At 71.2% G+C, this 16694-nt stretch carries 15 protein-coding genes; 3 read left to right on the forward strand and 12 right to left on the reverse strand.

Annotation, left to right across the window (positions count from 1 at the left end; all coding sequences use genetic code 11):
* Positions 1-7 precede the first annotated feature (7 nt).
* From AAH991_RS18170 to AAH991_RS18210, 9 genes are all read right to left on the reverse strand, one after another.
* Positions 8-862, reverse strand: a complete 855-nt coding sequence (locus AAH991_RS18170; RefSeq protein ID WP_346227031.1) for a shikimate dehydrogenase — start codon at positions 860-862, stop codon at positions 8-10.
* Positions 859-2013, reverse strand: a complete 1155-nt coding sequence (gene mltG, locus AAH991_RS18175; protein ID WP_346227032.1) for an endolytic transglycosylase MltG — start codon at positions 2011-2013, stop codon at positions 859-861. Before mltG (AAH991_RS18175) ends, AAH991_RS18170 begins: the two co-directional genes overlap by 4 nt.
* Before the next feature lie 201 nt (positions 2014-2214).
* The gene (mltG, locus tag AAH991_RS18180; protein WP_346227033.1) at positions 2215-3249 is read right to left on the reverse strand and encodes an endolytic transglycosylase MltG; all 1035 of its coding nucleotides are present in this window, start codon (positions 3247-3249) and stop codon (positions 2215-2217) included.
* Entirely contained in the window at positions 3246-3749 is a 504-nt protein-coding gene (ruvX, locus tag AAH991_RS18185; RefSeq protein WP_346227034.1) for a Holliday junction resolvase RuvX, read from the reverse strand. Before ruvX ends, mltG (AAH991_RS18180) begins: the two co-directional genes overlap by 4 nt.
* Positions 3750-3756: 7 nt before the next feature.
* Positions 3757-6429, reverse strand: coding sequence for an alanine--tRNA ligase (gene alaS / locus AAH991_RS18190; RefSeq protein ID WP_346227035.1), 2673 nt, complete (start codon positions 6427-6429; stop codon positions 3757-3759).
* Position 6430: 1 nt separating this feature from the next.
* Positions 6431-6700, reverse strand: a complete 270-nt coding sequence (locus AAH991_RS18195; protein WP_346227036.1) for a hypothetical protein — start codon at positions 6698-6700, stop codon at positions 6431-6433.
* Complete coding sequence (locus tag AAH991_RS18200) at positions 6697-7179, reverse strand: DUF948 domain-containing protein (protein ID WP_346227037.1); 483 nt, start codon at positions 7177-7179, stop codon at positions 6697-6699. The genes AAH991_RS18195 and AAH991_RS18200 overlap by 4 nt, the downstream gene beginning before the upstream one ends.
* A 254-nt stretch (positions 7180-7433) precedes the next feature.
* The gene (locus tag AAH991_RS18205) at positions 7434-8762 is read right to left on the reverse strand and encodes a replication-associated recombination protein A (RefSeq protein WP_346227038.1); all 1329 of its coding nucleotides are present in this window, start codon (positions 8760-8762) and stop codon (positions 7434-7436) included.
* Between the two features lie 16 nt (positions 8763-8778).
* Positions 8779-9246 carry a hypothetical protein gene (locus tag AAH991_RS18210; protein ID WP_346227039.1) on the reverse strand — a complete coding sequence of 156 codons (468 nt, stop codon included), beginning with the start codon at positions 9244-9246 and terminating at the stop codon, positions 8779-8781.
* 224 nt (positions 9247-9470) lie between these two features.
* Between AAH991_RS18210 and AAH991_RS18215 the strand changes: the two genes are divergently transcribed.
* The gene (locus tag AAH991_RS18215; protein WP_346227040.1) at positions 9471-10388 is read left to right on the forward strand and encodes a peptidylprolyl isomerase; all 918 of its coding nucleotides are present in this window, start codon (positions 9471-9473) and stop codon (positions 10386-10388) included.
* 68 nt (positions 10389-10456) lie between these two features.
* On the opposite strand, the gene aspS is transcribed toward AAH991_RS18215, so the two are convergent.
* From aspS to AAH991_RS18230, 3 genes are read right to left on the reverse strand one after another with little or no spacing between them, the layout of a single operon-like run.
* Positions 10457-12229 (reverse strand): aspartate--tRNA ligase, encoded by a 1773-nt coding sequence (aspS, locus tag AAH991_RS18220; protein ID WP_346227041.1) that lies wholly within the window; start codon positions 12227-12229, stop codon positions 10457-10459.
* Positions 12226-13482 (reverse strand): histidine--tRNA ligase, encoded by a 1257-nt coding sequence (hisS, locus tag AAH991_RS18225; protein WP_346227042.1) that lies wholly within the window; start codon positions 13480-13482, stop codon positions 12226-12228. Before hisS ends, aspS begins: the two co-directional genes overlap by 4 nt.
* Positions 13482-14165 carry an MBL fold metallo-hydrolase gene (locus tag AAH991_RS18230; protein ID WP_346227043.1) on the reverse strand — a complete coding sequence of 228 codons (684 nt, stop codon included), beginning with the start codon at positions 14163-14165 and terminating at the stop codon, positions 13482-13484. Before AAH991_RS18230 ends, hisS begins: the two co-directional genes overlap by 1 nt.
* A 269-nt stretch (positions 14166-14434) precedes the next feature.
* On the opposite strand from AAH991_RS18230, the gene AAH991_RS18235 reads away from it, so the two are divergent.
* Together AAH991_RS18235 and AAH991_RS18240 are read left to right on the forward strand one after the other, a co-directional pair.
* On the forward strand, positions 14435-15283 hold the full coding sequence (locus tag AAH991_RS18235) for a peptidylprolyl isomerase (RefSeq protein WP_346227044.1): 849 nt from the start codon (positions 14435-14437) through the stop codon (positions 15281-15283).
* A gap of 59 nt (positions 15284-15342) precedes the next feature.
* Positions 15343-16572: a DUF349 domain-containing protein gene (locus tag AAH991_RS18240; protein WP_346227045.1), complete on the forward strand. Its 1230-nt coding sequence runs from the start codon at positions 15343-15345 to the stop codon at positions 16570-16572.
* Positions 16573-16694 lie beyond the last annotated feature (122 nt).

Below are 16694 nucleotides of genomic sequence, written 5' to 3' on the forward strand. Positions count from 1 at the left end.
ACGCAGCTCAGGAGGCCGCCCGGCGTGCGATCTCGGCCTCGCCGGCGGCGCGCATCGCCTCCACCGGCACGTCCGCGCGCCCGGTCATCAGCTCGACCTGCCGCACCGCCTGGTGCAGCAGCATGGGGAAGCCCCCGACCACGGCGCGCCCGCGCGCGCGTACGGCCGCGGCCAGCGCGGTCGGCCAGGGCGCGTAGACGACGTCGAAGACCGCCGCCTTCTCGGGCAGGCGCGCCGCGACCCGCTCGGCCAGCGCGTCGGCCGCGCCGGACGGCAGCGTGGAGACGATCAGATCGGCCGCGGCGTCGAAGTCGTCGAAGGACCGCACGGTCACCGTCGTGCCGAGGCGCTCGGCGACCCGGAGGGTCTCCCCCGCGCGGGCCGGGTCGCGCACGACGAGCGTGACCTCAGCGAGCCCCGTCTCCCGCAGGGCGGCGACGGCCGAGGCCGCCGTGGCGCCGCCGCCGAGGACCACCGCGGAGGCCGGTGCGGGCACACCCGCCTCCGCGAGCGCCCGCACGATGCCGTGGACGTCGGTGTTCTCACCGTGCCGCGCGCCGTCCTCGCCGAAGACCACCGTGTTGGCTCCCCCGACGGCCAGCGCGAGGTCGGAGACGGTGTCCAGCAGCGGGAGCACGGCGCGCTTGAGCGGCATCGTGAGCGACAGCCCGGCCCACTCGGGGCCCAGGCCGGCCATCAGGCCGGCGAGCCCGTCCTCGGCGCACTCGATCGCGTCGTAGCGCCAGTCGTCCAGGCCCATCTCCGCGTACGCCGCCCGGTGCAGGACCGGGGACAGCGAGTGGGCGATCGGGGAACCGAGGACCGCGGCCCGGCGGCCGTTCCCCCGGCCGGGTTCGGTCATTTGTTGTTCCGGTTGAACTCGTCGCGCAGCTTCCAGAACTCCGACTCCTTGTCGGTGAACTTGGTGATGCCCCGCTTGGGGTCGACCGTCACGAAGTACAGCCAGTTGCCGTCCGCCGGGTGCAGGGCGGCCTCGATCGCGTGGTCGCCGGGGTTGGCGATCGGGCCGGGCGGCAGGCCGAAGTACTTGTAGGTGTTGTACCGCGAGGTGCTCTCCAGGTCGGCGTGCGAGGCCGCGATGCCGTACTTGTTCAGGCCGTACATGACCGTGCTGTCCATGCCCAGCTTCATCTGGGGGTTGGAGCTCAGCCGGTTGTAGATGACCCGGGCGACCTTCGGCATGTCCTCGGCGCTGCCGGACTCCGCCTGCACGATGCTGGCGATGATGATGATCTGCCTGGCGGTGAAGCCCAGCTGCTTCGCCTGCCCCTCCAGGTCCACCCGGTCCGCGGTCTGGTTGAACCGGTCGACCATCTTGGTGAGGATCTGCTGCGGGGTGAGCTTGCTGCTGATCTCGTACGTGGCCGGGAACGCGTAGCCCTCCAGACGGCCCTTGGCGTACGCGGGGAGCCCGATGTCGGCGCGCGCGGCCTTCTTGAACTCCTCGACCGGCTTGCCCGTGGCGGTGGACAGCTCCTCGTAGATCTTGCTCAGCCGCAGCCCCTCGCGGATCGTCAGCCGGTTGAGCATCCGGTTCTTGGGGTCGAGCAGGGCGAGCGCGGACTCGGCGGACATGCCCTTGCGCATCTCGTACTGGCCCGGCTGGAGCGAGGAGCTCTTCCCGGCGGCGCCGATGGCGTTGACGAACGCCCGCGCGCTGGCCACGACGCCCTCGTCCTCCAGCATCTGGGCGACGTCGGTGGCGCTCGCGCCCTCCTCGATCTCGACGACGACCTCCCCGCGCCCCTCCCCGGTGTAGTCCTTGGGGATCATCACGCCGCGCGCCCAGGTGAATCCGAAGTAGCCGAGGCCGCCGAGAACGCCGACGATGATCACAACGGCGAACAGCGTCGCGACCCTGCCCTTGCGCCGCTGCTTCTTGCGGCGTCTGCGGCTGCGCCGCTGCTGGGTACGGCTGCCAGAGGGCCGGCGCCGGGGAGAACCGTCGTCGTCCTCGGCGCCGAGCAGGAAGTCCATGTCCAGATCATTCATAGTGCGCTGGCCAATCTCTCGGTACGAGAGGCCTCCCGTCAAGCGAGTGTGCCAAACCGAGGGGGTTCGGGACAGGGGGTTCCGCGGGGGGCGTTCCCGATATATGGAGCCCCGCCCGGGGGCGGCGGGGCCGGTGCGGACGCACCGGGCGCGCTCCGGAACCCCCGCGGGCCGGCGCCGCGCGGATGCCCCGGGAGGCGATCAGTTCGTCCCGAGATACCTGTTCAGCTCCTCCCGATATTTCCTGAACTCCGCCTCTTTGTCAGTGAATTTGGTGATTTTACGACGAGGATCAGTGGTCACGAACCAGTACCACGTGCCCTCGGCGGGATGGAGCGCGGCGACGAGCGCGCTCTCTCCCGGGTTGCCGATGGGTCCCGGCGGCAGCCCCGGCCGCGCGTAGGTGTTGTACGGCGAGTCGACCCGCGTGTCCTCGTTGCTGACCTTGAGCGTGTGGCGGTCCAGCGCGTAGTTGACCGTGCTGTCCATCTCCAGCTTCGCTCCGCGCGCGAGACGGTTGTACACCACTCTGGCGATCTTGGGGTAGTCGGCGGGGACGCCGCCCTCGGCCTGGATGATGCTCGCCACCGTCACCGCCTGCTTGGGCGTGAGCCGCACGCGCGGCGCCAGCTCCTCCAGCCTCACCTTCCGCGCGGCGACGCGGAACCGGGCCACCATCTTCCTGAGCATGTCGACGGCGGTCATGCCCGGCTCGATCTCGTACGTGGCGGGGAACAGGAAGCCCTCGGCCGTCCCCTCGGCGTACGCGGGCAGGCGCAGCCGCCCGGGGTCGGCGGCGGCCTCGGTGAAGTCCTTCAGCGGGATGCCGGTCCCGTCCGCGAGGGTGCGGAGCACCTCTCTCGTGCGCAGCCCCTCGGGCACGGTGACCTTGCGCACGACCTTGCTGGCGGGCGCGAGCAGCAGGTCGAGGGCGTCGGCGGCGGCCATGCGGCGCCGCAGGACGTAGCGGCCCGGCCGCAGGCTGCTCTCCTTGGAGCGCGTGATCACCTGCTCGATGAACGACTGGGCGCTGGCCACCACGCCGGCGCTCTCCAGCGTCTTGCCTATCTCTCCGGCGCTCGTGCCCGGCGTGATCTCGACCGTGACCGTCCCCGACCCGCCGCCGGAGTAGTCGGGGGCCTTGTCGGGCTGCCCGACGACCTCGTGCACGCCGTACGCCACCGCCGCCGCGACCAGGGCGAGCGCCCCGGCCACGACGGCCGGGGTCCGCCTCACCGTGCGGTCCCGCCGCTCGCTTCCTCACCAAGCCCGGTGCCGGGCCGCGGTGGTTCGAGGGGTCTGCCGGGGGGATTGCCGGTGGCCCGCTCACCGTCGAGCGCGGCCTGCAGCAGCACGACGGCCGCCGCCTGGTCGATCACGTCGCGCTGGTTGCGGGCCTTCACGCCGCTGGAACGCAGGCCCTGCTGGGCGCTGACCGTGGTGAGCCGTTCGTCCACCAGCCGGATCGGGACCGGAGCCATCCGGTCGGCCAGCCGCGTGGCGAAGGCCCGTGCCGCCTCGGCGGCGTGGCTCTCCCTGCCCGACAACGACGTGGGCAGGCCGACCACGATCTCGATCGCCTCGTGCTCGGCGGCGATCTCGGCGATCCTCGCCAGGTCGCCCCGGCCGCGCCGTACGGTCTCCACCGGCGTGGCCAGCAGACCCGAAGGGTCGCTGCGGGCCACGCCGATGCGGACGGAGCCGACGTCGACCCCGATCCTGACGCCGTGCCTCATCGGCCGCTCACGCCACCGCGGAGGAGATGGCCTCCTCGACCGCGCGAAGCGCGTCGCCGATCGCCTCGGGCCGCGTGCCGCCGCCCTGGGCCACGTCGTCCTTGCCGCCACCGCCACCCCCGAGTGCCTTGGCGGCGACGCCGACGAGCCGGCCCGCCTTCAGGCCGCGCTCGCGTCCCGCCTCGTTGACCGCGGCGACGACGACCGGCCGGTCGGAGGGGACGCCGGAGACGACGACGACCGCGGCGCGGTCGCCAGGGAACCTGCCGCGCACATCGAGGGCGAGTTTACGCAGGTCGTCCGGGGTGGTGCCATCAGGCGCGCGGTGCGTCACCACGGAGACGCCCTGGATCTCGCGGGCCTGCGCGGCGAGCTCGCCGGCCACCGCGAGCACCTGGGCCGAGCGCAGCTTCTCCAGCTCCTTCTCCGCCGTCCGCAGCCGGGTGACGATGCCCTCGATCCGCTCGGGCAGCTCCTCGCGGCGAGTCTTCAGCTGCTCGCTGAGCTGGGCGACCAGCACGCTCTCGCGGGCCAGGAACCGGAACGCGTCGAGACCGACGAGCGCCTCCACGCGGCGCACGCCCGCGCCGATGGACGACTCGCCCAGCACCTTCACCAGGCCGAGCTGGCCGGAGCTGGCCACGTGCGTGCCGCCGCACAGCTCCCGGGAGTAGTCGCCGACCTCGACCACCCGCACCTCGTCGCCGTACTTCTCACCGAACAGCGCGAGCGCGCCCATCGCGCGGGCCTGCGCCTGGCTGGTGTAGAAGGCGTTGACCTTGAGGTCGTTGATCAGGACGGCGTTCACCTCGTCCTCGACGTCGCGCAGCATCGACGGGGAGACGGCCCCGGCCGCGGTGAAGTCGAAGCGGAAGCGCCCCGGGGAGTTCTCCGAGCCCGCCTGGGCCGCCGACTCGCCGAGCGCGTTGCGGAACCCGCGGTGCACCAGGTGCGTCGCGGTGTGGCTGCGGGAGATCGCGCGGCGCCGCTCCAGGTCGATGTCGGCCTGCGCCTGGTCGCCGACGCGCACCTCGCCGACGCGCACCTTGCCGCGGTGCACGACCAGGCCGGGCACCGGCGACTGGACGTCCACGATGTCGATCTCCGCGCCGCCGGTGCGGATCACGCCCTGGTCGGAGAGCTGACCACCGCCCTCTGCGTAGAACGGGGTGCGGTCGAGCACGACCTCCAGCGTGGTCCCCGCGCCGGCCGCCGGGACGGACGCGCCGTCGACGAGCAGGCCGATGACGGACCCCTCGGCGGTGGTGTGGTCGTATCCGAGGAAGTCGACCTTCCCGGCCTTCTCCAGGATGCCGGTGAACACCGAGATGTCGGCGTTGCCGGTCTTCTTCGCCGCGGCGTCGGCCTTGGCGCGGTCCCGCTGCTCCTTCATGAGCCGGCGGAAGCCCTCCTCGTCCACCTGGAGGCCCTGCTCGGCCGCCATCTCCAGGGTGAGGTCGATCGGGAAGCCGTAGGTGTCGTGGAGCTGGAACGCCTGGTCGCCGCTGAGCGTCGAGGCGCCCTTGCGCTTGCTCTCCTCCACCGCGACGTCGAAGATCGCCGTTCCGGTGCGGAGCGTGCCGATGAACGACGCCTCCTCGGCGTCGATGACCGTGTGGATGTTGGCGGCGTCGGCCCTGAGCTCGGGGTACTGCTGGCCCATCACGTCGATGGTCACGGCGGTGAGCGCGTGCATGTGCCGCTCCTCGCCCGCGCCGAGCAGACGGAGGTTGCGGATCGCGCGGCGCAGCATGCGGCGCAGCACGTAGCCGCGGCCCTCGTTGGACGGGAGCACGCCGTCGCCGACGAGCATGACGCCCGCCCGCATGTGGTCGGCGATCACCCGCAGCGACACGTCCGCGCGCTTGTCACGCCCGTAGCGCGACCGGGTCAGCTCGGCCGCCGTGTCGAGGATCTTGTACGTCGTGTCGATCTCGTAGATGTTGTCGACGCCCTGCAGGATGGCCGCCATGCGCTCCAGGCCCATGCCGGTGTCGATGTTCTTGGCCGGCAGCTCGCCCGCCACGTCGAAGTCGATCTTGCTGCGGACCTTGCTGAGCTGGAACTGCATGAACACGAGGTTCCACACCTCGAGGAAGCGGTTCTCGTCGGCGACCGGCCCGCCGTCGCGGCCGTACTCCGGGCCGCGGTCGTAGTAGATCTCCGAGCAGGGGCCGCCCGGCCCGGGGACGCCCATGTGCCAGTAGTTGTCGGCCAGATCACGGCGCTGGATGCGGTCGAGCGGCAGCCCCACCTTGCGGTGCCAGATGTCCTGGGCCTCGTCGTCGTCCAGGTAGACGGTCGCCCACAGGCGGTCCTCCGGGAAGCCGAAGCCGCCTTCGGACTCGGGCCGCGTCAGCAGCTCCCAGGCGAACGGGATCGCCTGCTCCTTGAAGTAGTCGCCGAAGGAGAAGTTGCCGAGCATCTGGAAGAAGCTGGCGTGCCGGGTGGTCTTGCCGACCTCGTCGATGTCGAGGGTCCGCATGACCTTCTGCGCGCTGGTCGCCCGCCGGTACGGCGGCGTCTGCTGCGCCAGGAAGTAGGGCTTGAACGGGACCATCCCCGCGTTCACCAGAAGCAGTGTCGGGTCCTCGGCGACCAGGCTGGCCGAGGGCACGACTGTGTGCCCGCGCTCCTCGAAGAAGCGCAGGAAGCGGCGCGCGATCTCTGCCGACTCCATTTCAGCGGCCGTCCTTTACGTCGTAGATTCTGTTCTTGCCTGTGGTGGTTCCATCAACCGTGTCGAGTCCGAACTCGGCACGCAACTCGGTTTCCCTGCTCGCCGACAGGCGGCGCACCTCGCCGGCGAAGTCCCTGACCTGGTCGGCGAGGGTCACCGCGCGATCGGCGGTGCGCCTGGCCACGTGGTCGGGCCGCAATGACTGCAGCTTACGCATCGTCCAGACCGTGAGAAACGCGCCCAGGGACATGTAGAAGAGCCGCCGGATCATCCGCGTCCCCTCCCGATCGCCCGCCGCTCGGCGGCACGCTCGGCGGCGTGCCGCTCGCTGATCCTGTCCCCGATGTGAGGGCCGGTCCGGGGGCCGCCGCGGGCGACCCTGCGGGCCGGGACCCTGCGGGCGCCGCGCCGGGCCAGCGCCAGGCGGAAGCCGTCGCGGAAGGCGGAGAACTTGAGCACCGGACCGGCGAACAGCGTGGACGCCACCCCGGTGATCCGCACCATGTTGCCGCTGACGTCCCGCATGTTGTCCGTGATCTCCTCGGCCGCCACCAGCCGCCGGTTGGCCTCGGAGACCGTCTGGCTCATGTCGTCGAGCAGCGGGGCGATGCGGTCGCTCAGCTCGGCCACCGACTTGCGGGTCTCGGTCAGCAGTCTGGCCAGCCTGACCAGCACGACGACCATGAAGCAGACCAGGATCACCCAGAAAATGGCGACCACGAGGCCCGCCAGCTCTCCCGCGGTAAGCATGTGCCGATCTCCCTAGATCAACGGAGCTGGAATGGCAAGACCTTATCGCGAACGACCTGCCCGCCGTTCCGCACCACACACACAGAGCGCTCCGCACCACGCACACAGAGCGCTCCGCACCACGCACACGGGGTACTCCGCACCACGCACACGGGGTACTCCGCACCACGCACACGGGGGTACTCCGCACCACGCACACGGGGGTACTCCGCACCACGCACACGGGGGCGTGCCGCGGCACGCACCGGCGGGGATCAGCCTCCGCGCAGGAAGCTGCGGATCTTCGCCCAGCGCTCGGCGAACCGCGCCTCCGCGCCGTGCGTGGTCGGCTCGTAGTAGCGGCGCTCCCTCAGCTCCTCCGGCGCGTAGTCCTGGCGGACGAGGCCGTGCTCGAAGTCGTGCGGGTACTGGTAGCCCTTGCCGTGGCCCAGCTTCTTCGCGCCCGCGTAGTGGGCGTCGCGCAGGTGGCCGGGGACGCGCCCCACCATCCCCCGGCGCACGTCGTCGGAGGCCGCGCCGATCGCCTTCACGACCGCGTTCGACTTGGGCGCGAGCGCGCAGTGGATGACGGCCTGGGCGAGGTTGATCCTGCCCTCGGGCAGGCCGATGAACTCCACGGCCTGCGCGGCGGCCACCGCGACCTGCAGGCACGTGGGGTCGGCCATGCCCACGTCCTCACTGGCGAAGATCACGATCCGGCGGGCGATGAACCGCGGGTCCTCCCCCGCCTCCACCATGCGGGCCAGGTAGTGCAGCGCCGCGTCGGCGTCCGAGCCCCGCATGCTCTTGATGAACGCGCTGACCACGTCGTAGTGCTGGTCGCCCTGCCGGTCGTAGCGCACGGCCGCCTTGTCGACGGCCTTCTCCACGACCTCGACGGTGACCTCGGCCATGCCCTCGATGGCCCCGTCGGTCAGCATCGCGGCCGCCTCCAGGTAGGTCAGCGAGCGCCGCGCGTCGCCGCCGGCCAGCCGTACGAGCTGGTCGAGGGCGTCGGGGTGCAGCGTGACGCGCCCGCCGAGGCCGCGCTCGTCGGCCACCGCGCGCTCCAGGACGGCGCGGACGTCGTCTTCGGCCAGCGGCTCGAGCGTGAGCAGCAGCGAGCGGGACAGCAGCGGGGAGATGACGGAGAAGAACGGGTTCTCGGTCGTCGCGCCGATGAAGGTGACCCAGCGGTTCTCCACGGCGGGCAGCAGCGCGTCCTGCTGCGCCTTGTTGAACCGGTGGACCTCGTCCACGAACAGCACGGTCTGCCTGCCGGACATGCCGAGTTCGCGGCGCGCCTGGTCGATGGCGGCGCGCACGTCCTTGACCCCGGCGGAGACGGCCGAGATCTCGACGAACCTCCGCTTGGTGGCGCCCGCCACGACGTACGCCAGCGTGGTCTTCCCGGTGCCCGGGGGGCCCCACAGGAACAGCGACATCGGGGCGTCGCTCTCCACGAGACGGCGCAGCGGCGTGCCGGGTCCCAGCAGGTGCCGCTGGCCGATCACCTCCTCCAGCGAGCGCGGCCGCATGCGCACGGCCAGCGGCTCCTGGCCCCGGTGCGCCTCCTCCGCGGCCGAATCGAACAAGCTCTCCACGTCGCCGACACTACCGTCAGCCGCCCCACACGGCCGTCGCGCCCGTGTGCCCGGTCCGTACGGCGTAGAAGCCGACGACCACGGCGAGGATCACGGCGGCGGCCGACACGACCATGAGGCCCGCCCGCGATCCGGCGCCCTGCGGGGCGCGGCGGGCCCGGGTGAGCCACACCATCACCAGGGACACGACGGTCAGGAGCGCGGTCACCGGGACGAGGACCTCGGCGAGCCCGCTGTGGACCCCGATCGCCGGAGAGGGCCGGCCCTGGAACATCCGGTGCTCCAGCGCCTCCCCGCTCTCCTCGGCCGCGAACACCGCGCCGAGGGCCACCACGGCGGCCGCCACCAGGGCCCAGTCGAGCTTGTGCCGCAGGCGGGGCAGCACGGCGTACGCGATGGACAACGCCGCGAGCAGCGGTGCGAAGATCACCGCCGCGTGGACGATCAGAGCATGGGCAGGCAGTCCGAAGACCTGGTCGAACATCGTGCATCGCTCCTGTGACGGCAGCCGGGGGCGCGGATCGCGAGCCGCTCCCGATATACGGATTCGATCGTCAGGAGGTTCCCAGGGAGATCTGAGAGCAAGATGAGCGCAGCCGGCGCAAACCATGGTGATACCCAAGGGACGCGTGCTTTACACGAAGCCGACGGGATCACAGATAGAGTGGCGGACCAGTCGTAATAAATGGGAAAAGGGAAGGCATAGCGGTGACCGACACTGATCGGCAGAAGCAACCGGCTTCGCGCGTGAGCACGGCCGGGCGCGCGACCACTGCACGTCGCCGCCTGGGGAGCACCCTCGGTGCCGGGCTCGGGCTCCTCGCGCTGGCGGGCGGCCTGGTGGCCTGCAGTGACGGCACGGCCAACGAGGCCAAGGCCACGGCCTCGGCCAGCTCTTCTGCGGCCCCCTCAGACGCCCCCACCGTGACCGAGACCACGCTGGCGCCGGACGCGCCGACGGCCAAGCCCACCGACCTGCGTCAGATCTCCTGCACCTACCGCAAGGACGACTCGGGCAGCCCGTCGAAGTCCGTGGGGATGCCGCCGAGCAAGCTGACCAGGAGGGTCATCCTGGCCAAGCAGATGATCATCACGACCAACCAGGGCGAGATCGTCATCGACCTGGCCACCAAGGACGTGCCGTGCGCGGTGAACTCGCTCGCGTTCCTGGCGAGTAAGAACTTCTACGACAACACCGTCTGCCACCGCCTCGCGACGGTGGAGACCGTGGGCCTGGGCATGCTGCAGTGCGGCGACCCCCTGGCCACGGGCGACGGCAAGCGCAAGGAGGACGGCTCGGGCGGCCCCGGCTACCTGTTCGACGACGAGAACCTCGGCGGCATGCCGCTCGTCCGGGGGACCGTCGGGCTGGCACAGGCCACGGAGGACGCCAACTCCAACGGCAGCCAGTTCTTCATCTCCTTCAGCGACGAGAACAGCCAGCTGACCGCCGCGGGCGGCGCGTTCACCATGATCGGTGTGGTGAGCAAGGGCATGAACGTGATCGACAAGATCGCCAGGGGCGGGATCATCCCGTTCAACGGCGACCCCACCGCCGACGTGCGGGGCGAGGGCTCCAACGCCCCGAAGAAGAAGGTCGTGATCAAGGACGTGGCCATCGTCTGACCGGTCCCGGACACAGGACGGCCCCCGCGACCGGTGTCGCGGGGGCCGTCTCGCGTTCTACCGCCGTTCTACTGCGCGGGCGCGGATTCGGGCTTGTCGGACTCTCCCTTGTCGGCCTTGGGCGTGGCGTCCACGCCGGCCTCCTTGCGCTGGTCCGGGCTGATCGGGGTGGGCGCCCCGGAAAGCGGGTCGTAGCCGGACGCCGTCTTCGGGAACGCGATCACGTCCCGGATCGACTCGCCGCCCGCGAGCAGCATGCAGACGCGGTCCCAGCCGTAGGCGATGCCCCCGTGCGGCGGCGGGCCGTACTTGAACGCCTCCAGCAGCCAGCCGAACTTGCTCTCGGCCTCCTCCTTGGAGATGCCGAGCACGTCGAACACGCGCTGCTGCATCTCCGCGCGGTGGATACGGATCGAGCCGCCACCGATCTCCATGCCGTTGCAGACCATGTCGTAGGCGTACGCCAGGGCCTCGCCGGGGTTGTCCTGGAAGTTGTCGGCCCACTCCGGCTTGGGAGAGGTGAACGGGTGGTGGACCGGGGTCCAGCCGCCCTCGCCGTCCTCCTCGAACATGGGGGCGTCGACGATCCACAGGAACGACCACTGCGACTCGTCGATGAGGTCGCAGCGGCGGCCGATCTCGAGGCGGGCCGCGCCGAGCAGGTCGCGGGAGGCCGCGCGCGCGCCGGCCGCGAAGAAGATCGCGTCGCCGGGCTTGGCGCCTGTCTTTCCGGGGAGGCCGGCCAGCTCGGTCTCCGACAGGTTCTTGGCCACCGGGCCGCCCAGCGTGCCGTCCTCCTGGACCAGCACGTACGCCAGGCCGCGGGCGCCGCGCGACTTGGCCCACTCCTGCCAGGCGTCGAGCTCCTTGCGGGTCTGCGAAGCGCCGCCCGGCATGACGACCGCGCCCACGTACGGCGCCTGGAAGACGCGGAACGAGGTGCCGGAGAAGTAGTCCGTGAGGTCGGTCAGCTCGACGCCGAAGCGCAGGTCCGGCTTGTCCGAGCCGTAGCGCGCCATCGCCTCGGCGTACGTCATCCGGGGCAGCGGCGTCGGCAGCTCGTAGCCGATCGTCTCCTTCCAGATCCGCCCGATGAGCGCCTCGCCGAGCTCGATGACGTCGTCCTGGTCCACGAACGACATCTCGATGTCGATCTGGGTGAACTCGGGCTGCCGGTCCGCCCGCAGGTCCTCGTCGCGGAAGCAGCGGGCGAGCTGGTAGTAACGCTCCAGGCCGGAGACCATGAGCAGCTGCTTGAACAGCTGCGGCGACTGCGGCAGCGCGTACCAGTTGCCCGGCTGGAGCCGTACGGGCACCAGGAAGTCGCGGGCGCCCTCAGGCGTCGAACGGGTCAGGTTCGGGGTCTCGACGTAGACGAACCCGCGCTCGCGCATGACCTCGTTGGCGAGGTAGGTCGCCTGCGAGCGGATGCGCAGGGCGTCGGCGATCTTCTGGCGGCGGATGTCGAGGTAGCGGTACTTCAGCCGCGCCTCCTCCGACACACCCGAGCTGCCCTCGATCGGGAACGGCAGCGGGGCCGACTCGCTCAGCACCTCCACCTCGGAGGCGACGACCTCGATCTCGCCCGTGGGCAGATCGGGGTTCTCGTTGCCGGCCGGGCGCCGGCGTACCTCGCCGGTGACCTTGACGCAGTACTCCGCGCGCAGGTCGTGGGCGTGGTCCTCCTCGCGGAAGACCACCTGGGCCGAGCCGGAGGCGTCGCGCAGGTCGATGAAGACCACGCCGCCGTGGTCGCGCCGGCGCGCCACCCATCCGGCGAGCGTCACCTTCTGGCCCGCGTGCTCCTTGCGGAGCGTGCCTGCCTCGTGGGTGCGGATCACGAGAGTTTCCCCTTCAAGAACTCGACGACCTCCGCGAGCGGAACCGCGGTCTGGTCGGCTGTGGTCAGGTCCTTCACTTGCACGGCGCCCGCCTCGATATCTCGGTCGCCGAGGATGAGCGCGTACCGCGCGCCGCTGCGGTCGGCGGCCTTCATCGCGCCCTTGACGCCACGGCCGCCGAAGGCCATGTCGACGGCGAGACCGGCCCGGCGCAGCTCGCTCACGAGCGGGAACACCCGCCGCCTGGCCTCCTCGCCGAGCGGTACGGCGAACACCTCGACGCCGCGGGGCCGCTCGGCGAGCAGGCCCTCGGCCTCCATCGCGAGCACCGTGCGGTCCACCCCGAGGGCCCAGCCCACGCTGGGCAGCGCCGGGCCGCCGATCTGCTCGCTCAGCCCGTCGTAGCGCCCTCCCCCGCCGACCGCCGACTGGGCGCCCAGGCCGTCGTGCAGGAACTCGAAGGTCGTGCGCGTGTAGTAGTCGAGGCCGCGCACGAGCCGGGGGTCGTCCTCGTACGCCACGCCGGCGGCCGTCAGCAGGCCCCTGACCTCCTCGTGGTAGGCCTTGCAGGCCCCGCACAGGTGGTCGGTGACCAGCGGCGCGCCGTCCAGCTGCGCGCGCACCTCGGGACGCTTGTCGTCGAGCACGCGCAGCGGGTTGATCTCGATCCGGTTGCGGGTGGCCTCGTCGAGGTCAAGGCCGCGCAGGAAGTCCTGGAGCGCGGCGCGGTAGGCCGGCCGGCACTCCTTGCAGCCGAGCGAGTTCAGCAGCAGCCGGACCCCGCGCAGGCCCAGCGAGGCGTAGCCGTCCATGGCGAGGACGATGAGCTCGGCGTCGAGAGCGGGGTCCTCGGCCCCCAGGGCCTCGGCGCCCACCTGCGAGAAGTGGCGGTAGCGGCCCGCCTGGGCCCGCTCGTAGCGGAAGTAGCTGCCCGAGTACCAGAGCTTGATCGGCAGCGGGCCGCCGTACAGGCCGTGTTCGAGCACGGCCCGCATCACGCTCGCGGTGCCCTCCGGGCGCAGCGTCAGCGACTGCCCGCCCCGGCTCGTGAACGTGTACATCTCCTTGGTCACGATGTCGGTCGACTCGCCGACGCCGCGGGAGAACAGCGCCGTGTCCTCGAAGGCCGGCGTCTCGATGTAGCCGTAGCCGGCGCGGCGGGCCGGCGCGGCCAGGGCGTCCCGAACGGCGAGAGCCCACTCCGAACGCGGGGGCATCCAGTCGAAGGTGCCCTTGGGCGCCTGAAAGGTCATCACAATCCCCTGGTCGGGCCTGCGTGCGGCGCGACGTCCCTGAGGAAGGGGTTGGTCGCGCGCTCGCGGCCGATGGTCGTCTGAGGTCCGTGGCCGGGCAGGACCGTGGTCTCGTCCGGCAGCGTCAGCGTCTTGGCGAGGCTGCGCAGCATGGCGGCGTAGTCGCCGCCGGGCAGGTCGGTACGGCCGATGGAGCCGGCGAACAGCAGGTCGCCCGCGAACAGGACCTCGGAGTCCTCGACGGGCGTCCGGAACGTCACCGACCCCCTGGTATGGCCGGGCCTGTGCTCGACCGTGAGCTCCAGCCCCGCCAGCGACAGCACGGCCCCGTCGGCCAGCTCCCGCACGTCGTCGGGCTCGGAAAGTTTCAGCCCGCCGAACGCCTGGCCCGTCTGCGGCGGGAACCCCTTCGCCGGATCCGACAGCAGGTCGCGGTCCTCGGGATGGATCCACGCGGGCACGTCGCGGGCGCCGCACACCGGCGCCACCGACCACACGTGGTCGATGTGGCCGTGGGTGAGCAGCACCGCGACCGGCTTCAGCCGGTGCTCGCGCAGCAGCGCGTCGAGATCCTCCACGGCGTCCTGACCTGGGTCGACGATTACACACTCCTCGCCTGCTGCGGGAGCGACGACGTAACAGTTGGTCTGGAACGACCCTGCGGGAAACCCGGCGACGAGCACGGAAGCGGCCTCTGCGTCTCTACGGATCAATCAAGGATTGCGCGAGCGAATGTAACCGAAGGGTACCGGTGCGGGTCGGCAGGCTGCGAACCAATACCCGTCAGCCGATACGATTCGCCCACCTCAATAGTCATTCTTGGAGCAGTCGAGCCGGATGCTATAGAACGGGCCGTCATTCCCGGAGCACCTCCCGGGCGTGGCGGGCACGCGCCGGCGAGATCGCGTCCGGGCGTACGACCATGGGAAACAGGACGAGTCGGGAGGTCGAAGTGGTCACCGGCAAGGACCGGCAGAAGCAGCTGGCCCGGGAGCACTACCAGCGGCAACTGCAGGCACGCGCGGAACGCGAGCAGAAGGTGCGGCGCAACGCCGTCATCGGCACCACCGCGGCCGTGGTGGTGGTGATCGGCGGCGTCGTGACGGCCACGACCCTGCTCAGCCGCGGCGACGACGACGCCACGGCGTCGGCGAAGCCGTCGGCGAGCATCAAGCCCGCAGTGGCCGACCCCAAGCCGTACGACCCGGCGAAGGGCACCTGCGGCTACGTGGCCGACGAGGGCAGCGGTCAGGTCAAGAACGTCGGCATGCCGCCGGAGAAGGTGAGCACCGCCCCGGCGACCATGACCATCAAGACCAACCTCGGCGACATCGTCGCGCGGCTGGACAGCGAGAAGGCGCCCTGCACGGTCAACTCGTTCAAGTTCCTGGCCTCCAAGGACTACTTCGACGACACGAAGTGCCACCGGATGGGCACGGACTTCCCGATCCTGCAGTGCGGCGACCCGCTGGCCAAGGCCGACGGCGAGAACCCCACCGACGGCCAGGGCGGGCCGGGCTACCGGTTCGTCAACGAGAACCTGGCGGGCGCGAAGTACACGCGGGGCGTGCTCGCGATGGCCAACAGCGGCCCGAACACGAACGGGAGCCAGTTCTTCATCGTGTTCGGGGAGACCGGGCTGACGCCCGACTACACGCCTTTCGGTACGGTGACCAAAGGACTCGAAATCCTGGACAAGGTCGCCAAGAAGGGCGTCATCGCCAGCGCCGGCGGGGACGGCACTGGTGCCCCGAAGCAGCCCGTGGTCATCAAAGACGTGACAATCACCAGCAAGAGCTGACGTAATACAACCAAGGGCACACTGAGCCCTGGAGGCTGATTCAAGTGCGGGAGGACACGGTGAGCACCGACCCGTGGGGCCGGGTAGACGAGGACGGCACCGTCTACGTGCGTACGGCTGAGGGAGAACGGGCCGTCGGGTCCTGGCAGGCCGGCGAGCCGGAGGAGGCGCTGGCCTACTACCGCCGGAAGTTCGACGAGCTGGCGGGCCAGGTGCAGCTCCTGGAGCAGCGGGTGCGCGGGACCGACCTCGCGCCGGCCCAGGCGGAGGCGAACATCGCCAAGCTGCGGGAGTCGGTGACCGATGCCCACGCGGTCGGCGACCTCGGCTCGCTGCAGGACCGGCTGACGGCGCTGAGCGAGCTGGTCGGCAAGCGGCGCGAGGAGCAGCGTGCCGCCCGCGACCAGGCCCGGGCGCACGCGCGCGAGGTGAAGGAGCGCATCGTCGCCGAGGCCGAGCGGATCGCCGAGGAGACGACGCACTGGAAGTCCGGCGGCGAGCGGCTGCGGCAGCTCGTCGAGGAGTGGAAGGCCGCCGAGCGGGTCGACCGGGCCACCGAGGCGACGCTGTGGAAGAGGCTGTCCACGGCGCGTACGGCCTTCGCCAAGCGCCGCAAGGCGTACTTCTCCTCGCTCGACCAGCAGCGTGACGCGGTGCGCGGCACCAAGGAGCGCATCGTGGGCGAGGCGGAGGCGCTGGCGGACTCGACGGACTGGAACGCCACCGCTGCGGCCTACCGCGAGCTGATGCGCGAGTGGAAGGCCGCCGGCCGCGCCTCCCGCGAGGTCGAGGACGAGCTGTGGGCGCGCTTCAAGGCCGCCCAGGACCAGTTCTTCCAGGCCCGCTCGGCGGTCTTCGCCGAGCGGGACGCCTCCTTCGCCGCCAACGCGGAGGTGAAGGAGACCCTGCTGGCCGAGGCCGAGAAGCTGCTGCCGGTCACCGACGCCCGTGCCGCGCGCACGGCGCTGCGGAGCCTGCTGGAGCGCTGGGAGGCCGCCGGCCCGGTGCCGCGTGACCAGCGCGACCGCCTGGAGGGCGGGCTGCGCAAGGTCGACGACGCGGTCCGCAGGGCCGAGGAGGCCGAGTGGAAGCGCTCGAACCCCGAGGCCAGGGCCCGCGCCCAGGACACGGTCAACCAGCTCCTGCGGTCCATCGGCCAGCTGGAGACCCGGCTGGCCAAGGCCCAGGCGGCGGGACGGGACAAGGACGTCAAGGAGGCGGAGGAGGCCCTGGCCGCCCGCCGCTCCTGGCTCCAGGAGGCCGAGCGCACGCTCGCCGAGTTCTCCTGACCATCCTCCCTCCCCGCTCCCCCCTCGGCGTGATCTTGTAGTTTGTCGCACGCCGGGGGGCCGAGCTGGGCAGATACCGTCCGTGATCATGCAGGAGTTCGGCCCGTCTCGCCTTAACCTGG

The organism is Microbispora sp. ZYX-F-249 (assembly GCF_039649665.1).
In the GTDB taxonomy this organism is placed as follows: domain Bacteria; phylum Actinomycetota; class Actinomycetes; order Streptosporangiales; family Streptosporangiaceae; genus Microbispora; species Microbispora maris.